Below are 15306 nucleotides of genomic sequence, written 5' to 3' on the forward strand. Positions count from 1 at the left end.
CATCCTCCCTTAACGCAACGCTTCTCTAAGATGTACTAATGCCCTCTTGTATTCTGCCTCAGGATCATTTCCGCGAACCCGGCATTCAATCGTCAAAAATTCTTTGTAACCATCTTGTTTTAGCAGATCAAAGTGTCTCTTAAAGTCGATGGAACCGCTGCCCGGCTGATAACGATGGTTATCAGCTAAATGGATATGACCAATCAGGTCACGGTTTGCATGCAATGCCTCGGAGATACCATCTTCTTCAATGTTCATATGATAAAAATCAGCAATAATTTTTACATTTTTCAATTGATTATCTTCGATATAACGACGGGCATCAGCCAATGTATTAATCATATGGTCCTGATAACGATTCAATGGCTCAAGAAAAATCGTAGTCCCTGTTTCTTCTGCAACCTTGTCTAAATACAGAAGCGAACTAGTTACAGCTTCACGGTCACCTGCCTTGCTTCTTGGTGATTGCATCGGCGGAAGCCGGTACGTAAACATTCCCCAAGCAGCTGGCACGACGACTCCCTTTCCGCCAACTTCTTTTAGAGCTTCAAGGATTTGTTCAATTTCTGCCAATCCACTTAACCGGCGCTCTTCAATAAAGTCGCCAATCCAGCCATTGTATCCGCCGCAAGCCGTTGTCACAGGGATTCCCGTCTCCGCAATCGCTTCTTTCACTTCTTCCAGATGATTGACCAGTATTTTCCCGTCAATCTCAAAGCCATCAAAGCTCAACTCCTTTAAATAACGGAATTTCTCCTTTATGTCCTCTGGAAAAAAAGCCTGGTTTTGTGTGCCTATTTTCATGACCCTACTCCTCCTCGGTGATATTTTAGAAGCCATCCAGAGCGGGACGGCACCGCTGAATTACTTTGTATATCGAATCCCCATCTTAATGCTTAGCTCCGGACGGTGGTCCACAAATTCCATATAGGACTCCGCACACTCTTCAAAAGAGACAACTGGATCAATAATGTCCTCGCAATTCAAATAGCCGTTCATTAATAAGTCCCAGCACGTATCTTCAATGCGCTTGCGATTCCAACGCGGATAATCCGGATTTGGCTCACTCGCCGCACGTGAAAAGACGATCTTTGCATTGTTGAAATGAGCTTCACGGCCTAAATTCAGTCCTTCTGGAAATGGCTTCGTAAACGCCACATAAGAAATGATTCCGCCATAGGCAATTCCTTTTAGCGAAGCTTGAAGGGCTGCGACATTTCCGCTTGTTTCAATGATCGAATCCGCTCCAAGCTTGTTCGTCAGCTTTTTCACTTCATATCCAACATCAGTGGAGATTGGATCCAGACAGAAATCCGCTCCATTTCTAAGGGCGATATCACGGCGTTTTTCTATTGGATCTATACCGATAACGATGCTTGCCCCTGCTTTTTTTGCAAGCTGGATTGCAATTTGGCCGATGGCGCCCAAGCCGACAACAACTACATAGTCCCCAGCACGAACATTCGCATCACGTATACCGCTTAAAGCAAATTGAGCCGGATCATAGCAGACAGCATTTTGCCATTTTCCGCCCTCTGGCATCTTGCGCAGTCGATGATTATCGACACCATTTACAATCACCGTTTCCATGATTGGCCCATATGAACAAACCGTTTCGCCAATCTGATAATCCGTTACCTCGCTGCCTTTTTCGACAATTTTTCCGACAACCATGTTTCCAAGCTGGAATTCACCGAACACAATCCCAGGTGCTGCTCCTTCTTTCCGTGGCATAAACATGCGCCATTCTTCATCGAAATATTCATCCATAAATGGAGTCATTCCACGAAAGTCGATGACCTCTGTGCCATGCTTTGGAGAAGCAAACTCTACATCAATTCTCACTTCGTTCCCTTTTAAAGGACGATCTTCATATTCCACTAAAGCAGCCACTCTAGGTGCTGCAGCAATAAGTTTTTTCATAGTAAACAACCTCTTTTTTAATTAGTATTTTTCAGGTGGGGGTAGGAACCCCCGCTTCCTTTATCCTTTTACTCCGCCTTCTGTTGCTCCGCCCTTGATCAGACTTTCAGATATGGCATACATAATAACGACTGGTAAAGCCGTTACAAGCGACGCGGCCATCATCCTTCCCCATACATACTCCGGTGTGCTGAACAATGTATTTAAACCAATTGGCAACGTGAAATTTACCGAATCAGATAAGAAAATCGAAGCAAACAAGAAATCATTCCAGGAAACCATAAATGAATAAACAAACACAGAAATAATCCCCGATATCGATAAAGGAATAATGATATAGAATATAATTTGAATCCTGTTCAAGCCGTCAATTTTTGCTGCTTCTTCCAAGTCATCCGGAATCGTATCAAAATAACTTTTTAACATAAAAATCGCGGTTGGCAATGTCTGTACGATCATCGTAATGACGAGTGCTGTTTTCGTATCGTATAAGCCAAGACCGGAAATAATTTTAAACAACGGAACAACGAGCAGAATCCCGGAAAACATATACACGGTATAAAAACTAGCATTAATCGTTGTTCTCCCGATAAACCTCAATCGTGATAAGGCATATGCACCAAAGATTCCAATTAACACTGAGATAGCTGACGCCGTAAGGGAAACGGCTAAACTATTTTTAAAATAAGAGATATACGGAAAAATATCCGGGTTGAAAATATCAATATAATGTTTAAACGTCCATTCTGTCGGCAGGATGGTAGGACTGATCGAAACAGCTTCCTGTGCAGATTTAAAGGAAGTCATCAACATAATAAAAAATGGAAATAAACATACCGTTAACAGCGAAATGAGACCGGTGTAAAAACCAACCTTTCTCGTAAGCTTATTTTTTTTATTGCTAGCCATTGCCATCAGTATTTCACCTGCTTTCGTGTTGCAATAATAACAATAGAAAGAATAATAAACAGAATCACAGAAATCGAAGCTGCTTTACCTAGATCATTGAAGGCAAACGCTGTTTCATACAGGTAAATACCGAGAATGTCCACTTGATTGGTCAGCAGATAGACATCGGTGAACATATAGAACAACCAGATAGAACGCAGCGTTACAACTGTAATTAACACCGGCATGATTGCTGGCAGGGTCACAATTTTAAACTTTTGCCAAGCAGATGCACCATCAATTTCAGCTGCTTCATATAAGGTTGAATCGATCGTTTGTAAAATCGCTAAGAATGAAATGAACGCATAAGGGAAATATCTCCAAATGGCATATAAAACAACAAGAATAAAACTGCTTATCGGCTTATCAAACCAAAGCGGCGCTTGATCAAATATGCCGAAAACGTCTACTCCCAAATAGTTGATCATTCCATAGCTGTTATTGAACATGTATTTCCATGCAAACACCAATGAGATGGATGGAGTTACATAAGATAAGATAATCAGTGAACGGGCAAGTTTGCGGAACCTGAACGGCCGGTTAAAGAAGATTGCTACAGCCAAGCCCAAAGCTGTACTCCCGGCAACTGCGAGAATCATATACAAAAGAGTAATACCCAATGATGTTAAAAACGCCCCATCAGTTAAAATGTCTGTATAATTCTTTATGCCAACAAAGGCAGCACTAAGCCTTGGGTTTATCGGTTGATCAAAAAAGCTTAGTTGAATATTCGAAAGCATCGGATAGGCAACCAGCAGCAGGATTAAAAACATACTTGGAAACAGTAGGACAATCGCCAATTTTAAATCCGTTTTTTCCTTTTTTATCGCTTTCATGTTCTCCCTCCTTAACGAAGAAATCATTCATTCAAAATTATTTTTGTTCTAAAATTTCTTGAATCGTTGTTTCAGCTTTTTTTAATTCACTTTCAATGCTTTTGCCGCCAACTGTAATTGAATTAATCATTTGCGGGATGGCACCAGAGCTGGTGATATCACCCATTTTCAAGAAATTCTTTCCATCGACCAATCCAAACACTTGAATATCGTTATATGACGCAGCAATTTCAGTTGATAGTTCACCAAAGGCTTTTACAACCTCATTTGCTTGATACATTTCATTATCAACTACAAGCTTGTTAACAGGTTGTGCTCCTCCCGGAGACATTAATACCCATTTCGTCATGTTTTCCGGCTGAGCCATAAATTCTACGAATTTTTGAGCTGCCTGTTTTTTCTCCTCTTCTAGATCCGTTGAAATCGTTAACGCAGATACGGTTCCGAATACTGCTTTTGTTTCCTGCGTTGGAATCGCAAAGCCAATATTGTCTGCATCTCCTTCTTCAAAAACAGAAGGAAGAAGATAAGTTGAATAAACAGCCATTGGTGTCGAACCGTTCATAAACGCGTCCTTTACTTCGGTTACGTCGTTCGATCCTGGCATGGTGTACTTCGCTAATTCTTTATAGAAAGATAAGGCGTCTTTCATTTCTTTAGAGTTAATATCTAACTTCCCTTTCGCATCAAGGATATTGGCATTGTTGGATAAGGCAAATTGGGAGAATGCCTGTTCAGAGAAACCGCCTTCAACCGTTGGAATCGCAATTCCGTACTTTTTGTCAGATGGTTCTGTAAACGCTTTAGCTATTGCTAACACATCGTCCCAATTCTGTGGCTCTTCAAACCCTTTTGCAGCCAGCATTTCTTTGTTATACCAAATACCTTGAACCCAGCCGCTGATAGGTACACCTGTAAAGCCTTTTCCGTTCTCAGTTTTTACTAGTTTCAATGCACCTTCATAGAAGTTGTCTTCGCCTGTCGTATCTAACACTGTATTAACCGACTTTCGGTCGATCAATTGCTCTTTATCCAGAACCTTTGCAAAGTCCTGTCCAACTTCAAGGACGGCAGGAAGTTTCCAGGCACTTGCCAATGTTACCATCTTGGTATTATAAGAATCTTCCTCAACCGGCACCTGTTTGATTTTAATATCAGGATTTTCTTCTTCGAACTTTGCAACCAATTCATTGATAACAGCCAAACGCTCTTGTTCAACAGAAGAATGCATGAACTCTATCGTTGTCTTTCCGCTGTTCTCTTTGTCTGCGCCGCACGCTGTTAAAGCAAACGTTAAAAGCAGCAGCATCACTATATAAAGCCCTTTATTTATCATGTTTTTTCCTCCCCATCACCTGATTAATTTGCGCCAGATTCTTTTTAATATGAATACATTGAAGACCAGTCTAAGCTTAGTTTGTTCATTCTTAAGAAGAAGTTTTAAGATGATCAATCTTTAAATTTCTTCCCTCATTTGTGGTACCGCTCCCACGGATGAACAAAAAAATATACATTTCCGTATTAAACTGTAATAAAACAAATTTTATGGTACCGCTCCCAAAACTTTTCAAAAAAATTAAGATTTATAGATTTGGTTGTGGTACCGCTCCCACGAGGTAAATATATTACAAATAAGAATAGTTGTCAACCTAAATGTGAAATGATATTTCAATAATCAGCTTTAACACTTAAAATCTCTACTTACAAAAAATAAGTTGATGAATTCAAATTTCATTACTATAATTTAAGCTATATTGCTCCCACTTTTTATAAACATTTATTCAAATTGCTATAAATATTGTAAACGAATACATATTTTTGATTTACATTTTAAAGCACCCTATAGATCAATTCCATTTAAAGAGGAGGGAGTTTTTTGAGTTATACCATTTATGATATAGCCCGGGTAGCAAATGTTTCAAAATCTACGGTGTCCCGAGTGCTTAATAACCAAACAAATATATCAGATGCAGCACGTGAGCGTGTTATGAAAGCAATAGAACAGCTGAATTACCAGCCGAGTAAACGGGCGAGAGCCCTTTCGATCGGATTTGATGCGATCATGGTTTTATCCCGGTCTGCAAAAACCACTGCAAACAATCCATTTTTCTCCGATATCTTACAAACGATTGCTGAAAAAGCAGAAGAAGAAAATTTTGATGTGATTTTGCAAACCGCTAAAAATAGTCATGACGAACTCAATAAGTGCTTGGCAAAAATTAAAGATAAATTGATCAAGGGCATCATTATTTTAAGTTCGCCAGCGAATGAAGATTTTTTTAAACAACTGGACATTTTTAATATACCGATCGTTGTTATTGGAAAAGTTGAAGGTAATTATCAAAATATATATTCTGTTGATACTGACAACTTTCAAGACAGCTATCATTTAACCGAATTATTAATTGAGCAGGGTCATACGGACATTGCCTGTTTACATTCACCATTGGACTATCATGTTTCCATCGACCGGCTTGAAGGCTTTAAAACCTGTATGCAGGATCATGATTTGCAGCTGCGAAAAGAATGGATGATAGACAGCGGCTATTCGGTTGAAACGGCAAGTAAGGCAGCGAAACAGCTGCTTTTATCGGATCACCGCCCTTCAGCTGTACTTGCGACCGATGACTTAAAAGTCATTAGTTTATATCAAGCCGCTTCGGATCTAGGGATCAACATTCCGAAAGAGATATCCATTGTGGGCTACAGCAACACCAGCCACACACCATTTCTTTCCCCTTCCCTGACCAGTATAGAAATTCCAGTCAGAAAACTTGGCGAGGCTGGAGCCAACATCCTTTTTTCGAAAATAAAAGATAATAAGAACCTGCCAGCACAAACGATTATTAAAACTGAAAAAATTATTCAATATTCAGTCTTAAAAAAATAGGTGAAAAAGATATATTCCCTCTTTATGAACTATCTCCATTCATAAAGAGGTTAAGCACATAAGAGGTGACTTCGTATTATACTGAAGTCATTTTTTATTGCCAATTGTTAGCCATAATAATTGTGTTCATGCATGATGAAGAATTGAATGTACCTATTTTTTTGTTCGGTATGATATTTTAACGTCATTTCCATAATAAAGGAGAGACAGCTTTTCCGGGACTTTCCTCTCTTCAAACGCAAGTAACCAATTATGATAAAAATAAGGTCCTGACTATATCCCTCGATAGAATCTTTGCGGGCGGGCACTTGGTGCTAAAAGTAATATTCATTATCAAGCAAGACAAGCATAGGATGGAATAACAGGCTTCTGCTAAGGAGGAATGTTCATGGCTTATTTAAAGTCGAAGCTAACTTCATCGCTTTATGCGACGATGTCGATTAGTTTTTGGGGAGTCTCTTTTGTATCGACCAAGGCAGTACTAGGAAAGCTTGATCCCTATTCCTTACTTGTTCTTCGATTTGGAATAGGATCTTTATTTTTGCTATTACTTCTACTCGTGCAGCGGATCCGTCTAAAAGTCTCAATTACCTACATACCACATTTAATTGTGTTAGGCATTCTTGGGGTTTTTGTTCATCAGGTCCTCCAAGCGACAGCCTTGTTAACGATTGATGCTTCTTCTGCTGGTTGGCTCATCTCGTTTTCTCCCATCTTTACAGTCATCTTGTCCATTCTTTTTTTGAATGAAAAAATAAGTATGATAAAAGCGTCAGGAATGATACTGGCGATAACAGGGGTTTTGCTTGTCACCACAACAAGAAGCGGACAATCCTTTGAGTTTGCAATGAATATAGGCTTCTTTCTTATGATCTTAAGCACATTGAACTGGGCCGTTTATTCAGTGCTGCTAAAAAGCTTAAGGATTCCTTATCCCCCACTTTTAGTCACGTTTTACATGTGTTTACTAGGTTTGATTTTAACCACACCTTTTCTCATTCGCAACAGAGGCTGGGAATCTCTATCTCTGCTAACCAATACGGAGTGGGCCCATTTATTATTTCTTGGGGTTTTTGTTTCCGGCATTGCCTATTGGTATTGGGGAAAGGCACTTGAAGGGTTAGAGGCTTCAAAGGTTTCTATGTTCCTCTACTTGGAACCCATCACAACGTTAATTGCCGCTGTTTTCCTTTTACAAGAAAAAATTTTCCTCATAAGTGTTACTGGAGGAATCATCATCATTATAGGAGTAATTATTGTTAATGGGCAGCTTGTGCCTATGTTATGGAGCCTGTTCAAGATAAAAAGACTTTAGGAAGAGCGCTAAAAATCCAACTAAAGCTGAGTTGAATTAGAGTTGGGAAACACTCAATCAGATTAAACAACCTCTGCCAATCTAAATTATTTCTTTAAAAAGGCAAATACCTCAGCTGTAGCAAGAATTCCAGTGTCGGTTCCATTCTTCTCCAGAAAAGTCAGTGATCATAACAATGGTTATTAGAAAATACCCGCTGTTGAAAAACCAAACAACAATAAAGGCAACTTCACCTGTATATGAGGCTGCCTTTCCTTTACGATCTCTCTTATACTCTTAAGTACTTCTATTACAAATTCCTTTTAGTTTGGTGCAACAATCATTTGATCATCGAGTTGATTTTATCAATTAAAAAGAATCACCTTAGATTAACTATTAAATTTCACATCTATTAAAAGTAGATCAAAGAATATTGAAAGTTTTTCTGTAGTGTTTAAACCATACATGGTTACATGCTTTGTCCTATTCATCTATCACAAGTGAAATAATTTTAGCAGGATTGTTATACTTTTTAGCTGTATTGTTACTTTTACAATGATTAGAAGATTATTACAATATCATATAGAAATGAAGACCAAATATTGGGTAACGAATCTATTATTAGATAATTATTAAAAGGTAAGAACCCTTAAAGCGTTACACAAGAATGGTCAACTATTATATTATTTGGTTAACGAAAATACAGCAGTTTAATTAGAAAAATGAATGCAAAGGGGATGGAAGGTTGAAAATAGATATCCAACAATCATGGTGGGCGATGATCGGTTTAGGAAACGGCACTAGGGAATGGACAATGGAAGAAAAGTTTGAAAAGATAGCGGAAGCAGGCTTTACTGGTATCATGGGTTCTCTTCCTGAGGATCATGAGGCCGAAAAGTGGAGGCGACTCCTTGATGAATACCAATTTAGTTTCGGGATTCATTCCTTTCCTGCTAAAAAAGAAGATCTTCAACCATTGATTAAAAAGGCAAAGGAATTTGGTGTTCAGTATATTAACTCACAAGTAATGGATGATTTCACCATCGGTGATGAGGCAATCCTTCTGTTAAAGGATCTTGTTGCTGAAGCAAAAAGAGAAAATATCCAGTATTTTGTTGAAACACATCGAGGCCGGATTACCCAGGACTTAATTCGGACAGTACAATATGTAAATGCAATTCCTGACTTACGATTAACCATTGATTTTTCCCATTATGTTTTAGCTGGAGAAGGCTGCTATTCAGAGAAAGCAGAAGAGTGTTTTGATGTACTCTTAAAGAGGACTTCCTCTATACATGCACGTGTTTCTAACGGGCAGCAGATTCAGGTAGATATTGGTCCAGAGGGAAAACATCCAATGACGGAACGATATGTTGGTTGGTGGGAAAAGGGAATGTCATATTGGTTGAAAGAGGCAAAACCGGGCGATGTTCTCCCTCTTGTCTGTGAGCTTGGCCCACCAGACTATTCAATTACCCAATATTCAACTCTCTCTCCGAAAGAAATTTCAGATCGTTGGGAACAGGCACTTGTTTTTAAAAGAATACTAGAAGAAGCTTGGGATAGAGTGTCTCGGGAAAGCTCCTTTGTTTCTAGTTAATTTTTTCAAGATTATACATGCTTTTTTGGAGAAATAAGCATAACTATATGAAACAAAGACTCGTTTTGATGCGGATGATTTGAGGGCTTCCGCTTTACAGAACCAAAAACTTGCGGGGTTTTAGTTTTTTTAAAACTATAAAATCGCATGAAAGCCAAGCTCTCAGAATTAGAATTCAGTCTTTAAGGGATTTCCATGTGATGGAAAATAGGCAAAAAGATAGCAGCAGACCGTTTAGAGCATTTAATCATGTAAGAAGTAACGGAACGAAAATTCAAAGAAGCAAGTTTAAAAGGCAATGGGTAATATGTGGTCAAACATATTCCATTGCCTTAAAATAACTTGATGTATAAAGGTAAGTAGATTTAAGGAAATTCTTTTTTCCTTGTTAATCAGATTACTTCATTTTCTAATAGCATTAGATTTGATCCTTTCGATGGCCGCTATTTTAAGCACCTTTCCCTGACTTCATATCTGAAACTTGTTGTTTGGGAAACAATTGATCGATTACTGGATTCGTTTTGTGCATGGTCTTCTTAACAAAAATAGGATTTAGAATTACAAGTACTAAGACATTTGCAACTAATCCCCAGAAACCCTCATAAATACCAAAGGACTTTCCAGTTGCGTATACAGTAAAGGTAACAATAAGTCCAACAATTAAGCCCATTATTGTAGCTTCTTTCGTTTGTTTTTTCCAGAACAGACTAAAGACAATTGCCGGGAAAATTTGAACCATTCCAGAAACACCAAGAAGCTGAAGAGATACAAGTGCTGTCGGGAATAGCATTCCAAAAATTAAAGCTAGTCCAATAACGACAAATACCATTGAACGGGTAATCATCGTTAATTTTGCTGGTTTTACCTTTGGATTAATAAAATCGCGGTAAATATTATTCGCAAACAGGTTTGAAGCACCAATTGCCATAATGGAACAAGGAATAAGCGAAGCTAGTGCAATTGTAGAATAAGCTAGTCCTTGAACCACACCGCCGTAAGACATTTGAATTAAATTTAATAATGCGAAACGCGGATCGCTTCCTTCTGGCAGTATATGGAATGCTACAAATCCCAGGAAAATAACAAGTATCAAGACTATATTATAAAATGGCAAAAAGATTGCATTTTTTCGAAGCGCGTCGGCACTCTTAGCAGTAAATACGCCAGTTGCAGCATGAGCCCACATAAATAATGCTAATCCAGAAACTAATGATGCTGTTATAAACCATGGATAACTTTTTGGTCCTGTAGCAGGGATGGTTAGCAGCTGCGGAGATTCTGCCACGAGTTTATCCATCATGGAACCCCAACTTCCAAAATGGATGATTGGAAGTGATGCAACCAGGAATAACATAATTACCCACACTAAAACATCTTTTATTATAGCAGTATATGTTGGCCCTTTAATACCGCTAAAGAATGTATAAAGTGCTACTAATAAGAACGATAGAATAACAACTACTTTAACATTAATAAACCCTGTCCCAGCTACTGTTAGCGTATCTTGAATCCCAGCTAACTGTAAATCAATATAAGGGATTAACATTAAGACACCAACGATTGCGATTAATAAAGATAAAAACTTACTATCAAATCTTTCCTTTGCATAATCCGCAAGTGTTGTTAACTTGCGATTTTTAGAAACTTTCCATAGCTTTGGAAGATAGAAATAAGAAGTAAAGAAAGCAATGATGGTATAAGGAATCGCAAAAAATGCAAGACTCCCGCCTGAATAGGCTGTACTAGTTAACCCTAAAAATGTATAAGCCGTATATAAATCAGCGCCTACTAAAAGCCAAACTAGTAATGGTCCAAATCGTCTGCCGCCAACAGACCACTCTTCCACTGAGCTCCTGCTCGCTTTATTTCGTCCAGCAATAAATCCGATTAAAACAACTGATAAAACAATGAAACTTGTGATGATCAAAGCTGTTAAATTTCCTTGCATCATTCAATACTCCCTTCTGATTTTTGTAATCGATAAATTACAAACGTACATATTGGAGTGATAAGCATCCCTAAAAATAGCCAAAAATGGAAAAATGGCAGACCAAGAATAATAGGATCAATTCGATTTACAAATGGTAATGCTCCGAGCATAAGTATAAAAGGCAAAACAACTAAGATTAACATGATGAATTTTTTGCCCATATTGAATCCCCCTTTTTCATTGAAATTATTTCAGAATATTAATAATTTAATAATAATATCAATTAATAGTCAGTAAAACAAGGGAATTGTATAAAAATGGGGAAAATAATGAAAAAACTAGATTACAAAAAGAAATCTTCAGGTTTTACGTCAACTCTAAAAAAGACCTTATCGATTTAACTGATAAGATCTTTTTCTTACTGTCACATTTCTATTTAATCCTATTTTTATAAGTTGCGAACAACATTTGACATGCGCAGAGTGTATATGACAACAGATGGTTGTTAGTTACATTCGATTTATAAACCTTTTAGAAAATAGATTCTCTCAGATTCCATTAAGGCGCCAAAGTTTTAAGACTGAAACTATAAAATTGATGTATAACTTCTAATTTATCTTCAATTAAGGTAACTTCTTTTTCAAATGAGTTTTCTATCGCTGCCTGACATCTAGCCTTATATTTAAATATTGCATGTTTTAATCATCCTAGTTTAATTATTTCTCTCTAGGCATTGGTATACCGCCATCATATCACGTTTATTCAACTCACGAATACGATTGAAAATTGGAATATCTGCAACTTCCTCGGTTATTAAGCTTTCTTTAACAACTTCACTTACTTTGCCAGTCAGCCATGTTTGTACATCTATGCCGTCGACGATTTCCTTACGACCTTCATCATTGATGCCACTTGCATAACAACTAACACATGGTACTGATAATTTATGCACGCCATCATGGAGACCATCTTCTGAAATTACTTTCTTCCCTTTACAGAATGGACATGGATTACTTGCTTTAATCTTATTAATTTGTGTAACAATTTTTTTGTAGCCAAACGCTTCATAGACATAAGTTAGTTTTTTGTATTTTCCATTAGTGAAATACTTATCAATAATTGTTTCTCTAGTTTCGTTAATATTGGCAAAATCACAGATTGTTATCAGATTTTTGCTGCTTATTGCTTCGATATTGCCTTTGATTCTGTCCCAGAACGGTAAAACATTTTGTAATGCCATTTCATAACCTGCAAAGCTTGCAAGTTCTAATTCAAGCATTTTCAGCGATACTTGTGTTTCCCTGGGAAGTAAGGAGACATCTGCCGTTAGTGCAATATCGCCGCTAACAAGTGATTTTAGTTTTTCCAGTTCCGGTAATTTCCCTACTGTTTTTATGACCTGATCAATAGGTTGATGGATAATTTCACGAATATCTGTGCCACCAAATTCTAGTTTTTTCTGGTGGTTTAGCACAGATCCTTGACAGATTGGACAGACAATCATTTCTTTTGATGCTTTCATATGCTCTTTAATAATTGATTTCGAAATAAACATATATCGCCCAATGATTAAATTAAACCCTTCCCATGTTCTCGAAGCCTTGCCTGCTTTATCATAAAATGACTTTTTCCAATAACCATATAAAAATGTATGTCTTTCTGCTTCTGTCATCTCATTGTAGCTTTTACTAATATCCTGACCAAGTTCATTCTTTATCTCATCAAATAGGAATTGCAATTTTGGATACTGATAATAGTTTAATACCTCCATCACGTCTGGATGTAATAAGCCGTCCCAGAATGGCACTGATTTGTCTTGGATAACCACATCAAAATCAAATTTTTCAATTTCTCGACGTCCTGAACAGCTTGGGCAATGATTTTCTTGACTAAAGAAATCGAAGCTTCTTGTATCTTTATTAGTCGGATGTGCAGCCACAATATGGTTGATCAGTCCACCAATTTCATAGAGAAAGCTATACTGGCTATATAAGTGTCTTTCAAGATCAATGGCGATAACGGGTGCAATTGTTTCAGATTCGTATTCACCATAAATCAAACGCGCCATTGATGATAAGCTTTTCAAGATGCCGCCTTTATAGACGTTTTCTGCATGTTTAAAATAGCTAATATGATTTTCTTTTAAGTAGTTAATGCCATTTTTTGAATCTAGTGTTGAGGAAATATGCAATGGAGCAATACTTTTTGTCCCGTTATGCTGATTAAAATAGTCAACATGACTGACAACATCAAGATGTTGAACAGGTTCTAACTGTCTTTTACCAAAATCAACGATAAAATCAGAGCTTTCTAGCATATAGGCATTATGTTCAATCATCATGATTGAGACAGTTTCATCTTGCAGAATGACCCTGACACTATCAATGAATTGGTTTAATATATTTTGTGATAAACCTTTTGAAGGCTCGTCAAAAATAAACAGCGTATGGGGGGTTCTTGAGTTCGAGAACAGCTCAGAAACTAAATGAACACATTGAAATTCACCTGTCGACAAGGTTTGTGTTTTTCTTTCCAACGTCAAGTAACCGAGTCCCAGTTTAATCAGTAAACTCAAGCGTTTGTGAGCGATGTCTTCTTTAGGAAGATCCTCAATAATATCTTCAATTGAGCGCTGAAATATATCATCAATTTCGTCTCTGTATTTGGTGAGTTTCTTTTTGATATCGAGAAACGTGGCAACGGTTGACCGGCTGGTAATCGATTGGTTTCGGTCCTGCCCTACCATGACCAGTTTGTCTTTTGGATATCGCTTCAGAAAATCCTTGGAGATACACTCATTTACAAGAGTCGATTTACCACATCCAGACTCACCTGTAAAGGTTACAAGTCTATTCTTTGGAATCTGAATTTCAGCCATTTGAATATTACGACAGTAAAGGTCATGAAACTGATAGTAGTCTGATGGCATTGCCTCATTTCGTTCAACAAAAACAGGTTTTGGACGAGGTGATTCTTCGACAATTTTTCCGCCGTATTTACCACTGCCTGGCCCAAAAAACAATTGCTCATCAGCAGTATCCAGCACCGTGTCAGAATGATCAATAAGCCAAATTTGATTCTTAGTACCCAATTGTTTAATTTGTTGTAAAATTTTCAACAGATTTTGGTGATCAAGACCAACAGAAATTTCATCAATAATAATCACGGTATTTTCACTGGTTGCCATGAATTCTGCCAAGTAAAGCCTTGTTAATTCCCCTCCAGACAAGGTACCCATGATCCGATTTAATGTTAAGTAACCAATATTCATATTGATAATATTTTTAAGAATCTGCTGTCTCTCTTCGCTAATAGTTAATTCCTCTGAAAGGGAATAAATCACTTCAATGCTTAAATTGTTGATATCTGAAATACTTTGTGGCTGATTCCATAATTCTAGCTTATATTGCTCAACTTCGGGATTATAACGCTTGCCCTCACACTTTTTACATTCGACATTTTTGGTGGACCCACGTCCTTTACAAGCAGGACACCAACCTAATGCATTATTAAAGGAAAATACTTCAGGGGAAAGATGAAATTTTTCTGCAAGCCGCACGCGTAACTCTTTAAAAACGCCGGTATGGGTGCCAATCGTAGAACGCGGATTAGAAGAAATCGATGATTTCCCTAAAAAAAGAACTAAAGGCATCTCTTCCATCTTGATGGCACTGAAATTTGTTTCCATTATATTAGGAAACAAATACTGATATTCAGCCTTAGGCAATAAGGAAACGAGACGCTTCTTGGATTCTTCACCAATAGTTTGACAAAATGTGGTTTTACCAGATCCGGATAATCCAGCAATTCCTAACGATTGATCTTCCGGCAGGACGGCATCTAAACAATTAATATTGTTGGCAATTAATTGATTGATTTTCATTG

11 protein-coding genes are annotated in these 15306 nt (G+C 37.6%); 3 read left to right on the forward strand and 8 right to left on the reverse strand.

Going from position 1 to position 15306, the window contains the following annotated elements; genetic code table 11:
• Positions 1–9 precede the first annotated feature (9 nt).
• Genes WQ54_RS27890 through WQ54_RS27910 form a run of 5 tightly spaced genes read right to left on the reverse strand, consistent with a single transcriptional unit; the run spans position 10 to position 5043 of the window.
• The gene (locus WQ54_RS27890) at positions 10–804 is read right to left on the reverse strand and encodes a sugar phosphate isomerase/epimerase (protein WP_046589533.1); all 795 of its coding nucleotides are present in this window, start codon (positions 802–804) and stop codon (positions 10–12) included.
• 60 nt (positions 805–864) lie between these two features.
• Entirely contained in the window at positions 865–1923 is a 1059-nt protein-coding gene (locus WQ54_RS27895) for a zinc-binding alcohol dehydrogenase (protein ID WP_046589535.1), read from the reverse strand.
• A gap of 60 nt (positions 1924–1983) precedes the next feature.
• On the reverse strand, positions 1984–2838 hold the full coding sequence (locus WQ54_RS27900) for a carbohydrate ABC transporter permease (RefSeq protein ID WP_156178206.1): 855 nt from the start codon (positions 2836–2838) through the stop codon (positions 1984–1986).
• The gene (locus WQ54_RS27905) at positions 2838–3707 is read right to left on the reverse strand and encodes a carbohydrate ABC transporter permease (RefSeq protein ID WP_046589537.1); all 870 of its coding nucleotides are present in this window, start codon (positions 3705–3707) and stop codon (positions 2838–2840) included. The genes WQ54_RS27900 and WQ54_RS27905 overlap by 1 nt, the downstream gene beginning before the upstream one ends.
• 37 nt (positions 3708–3744) lie before the next feature.
• Positions 3745–5043 (reverse strand): ABC transporter substrate-binding protein, encoded by a 1299-nt coding sequence (locus WQ54_RS27910; RefSeq protein ID WP_046589539.1) that lies wholly within the window; start codon positions 5041–5043, stop codon positions 3745–3747.
• A gap of 540 nt (positions 5044–5583) precedes the next feature.
• Between WQ54_RS27910 and WQ54_RS27915 the strand changes: the two genes are divergently transcribed.
• The 3 genes from WQ54_RS27915 to WQ54_RS27925 all read left to right on the forward strand — a co-directional run bounded on the left by WQ54_RS27915 (position 5584) and on the right by WQ54_RS27925 (position 9491).
• Complete coding sequence (locus tag WQ54_RS27915) at positions 5584–6597, forward strand: LacI family DNA-binding transcriptional regulator (RefSeq protein WP_046589541.1); 1014 nt, start codon at positions 5584–5586, stop codon at positions 6595–6597.
• 388 nt (positions 6598–6985) lie between these two features.
• The gene (locus tag WQ54_RS27920; RefSeq protein WP_046589544.1) at positions 6986–7912 is read left to right on the forward strand and encodes a DMT family transporter; all 927 of its coding nucleotides are present in this window, start codon (positions 6986–6988) and stop codon (positions 7910–7912) included.
• Positions 7913–8636: 724 nt separating this feature from the next.
• Positions 8637–9491: a sugar phosphate isomerase/epimerase gene (locus WQ54_RS27925; RefSeq protein WP_052738017.1), complete on the forward strand. Its 855-nt coding sequence runs from the start codon at positions 8637–8639 to the stop codon at positions 9489–9491.
• 448 nt (positions 9492–9939) lie between these two features.
• Here the strand turns inward: WQ54_RS27925 and WQ54_RS27930 are convergent, their stop codons facing one another.
• The 3 genes from WQ54_RS27930 to WQ54_RS27940 form a co-directional block, all read right to left on the reverse strand.
• Positions 9940–11439 carry a sodium:solute symporter gene (locus tag WQ54_RS27930; RefSeq protein ID WP_046589547.1) on the reverse strand — a complete coding sequence of 500 codons (1500 nt, stop codon included), beginning with the start codon at positions 11437–11439 and terminating at the stop codon, positions 9940–9942.
• Positions 11439–11642 (reverse strand): DUF3311 domain-containing protein, encoded by a 204-nt coding sequence (locus tag WQ54_RS27935; protein ID WP_046589549.1) that lies wholly within the window; start codon positions 11640–11642, stop codon positions 11439–11441. Before WQ54_RS27935 ends, WQ54_RS27930 begins: the two co-directional genes overlap by 1 nt.
• A gap of 491 nt (positions 11643–12133) precedes the next feature.
• Positions 12134–15304, reverse strand: a complete 3171-nt coding sequence (locus WQ54_RS27940) for an ATP-binding cassette domain-containing protein (RefSeq protein WP_046589551.1) — start codon at positions 15302–15304, stop codon at positions 12134–12136.
• Positions 15305–15306: the final 2 nt, after the last annotated feature.

The organism is Bacillus sp. SA1-12 (assembly GCF_000981385.1).
Classification (GTDB): domain Bacteria; phylum Bacillota; class Bacilli; order Bacillales; family Bacillaceae; genus Metabacillus.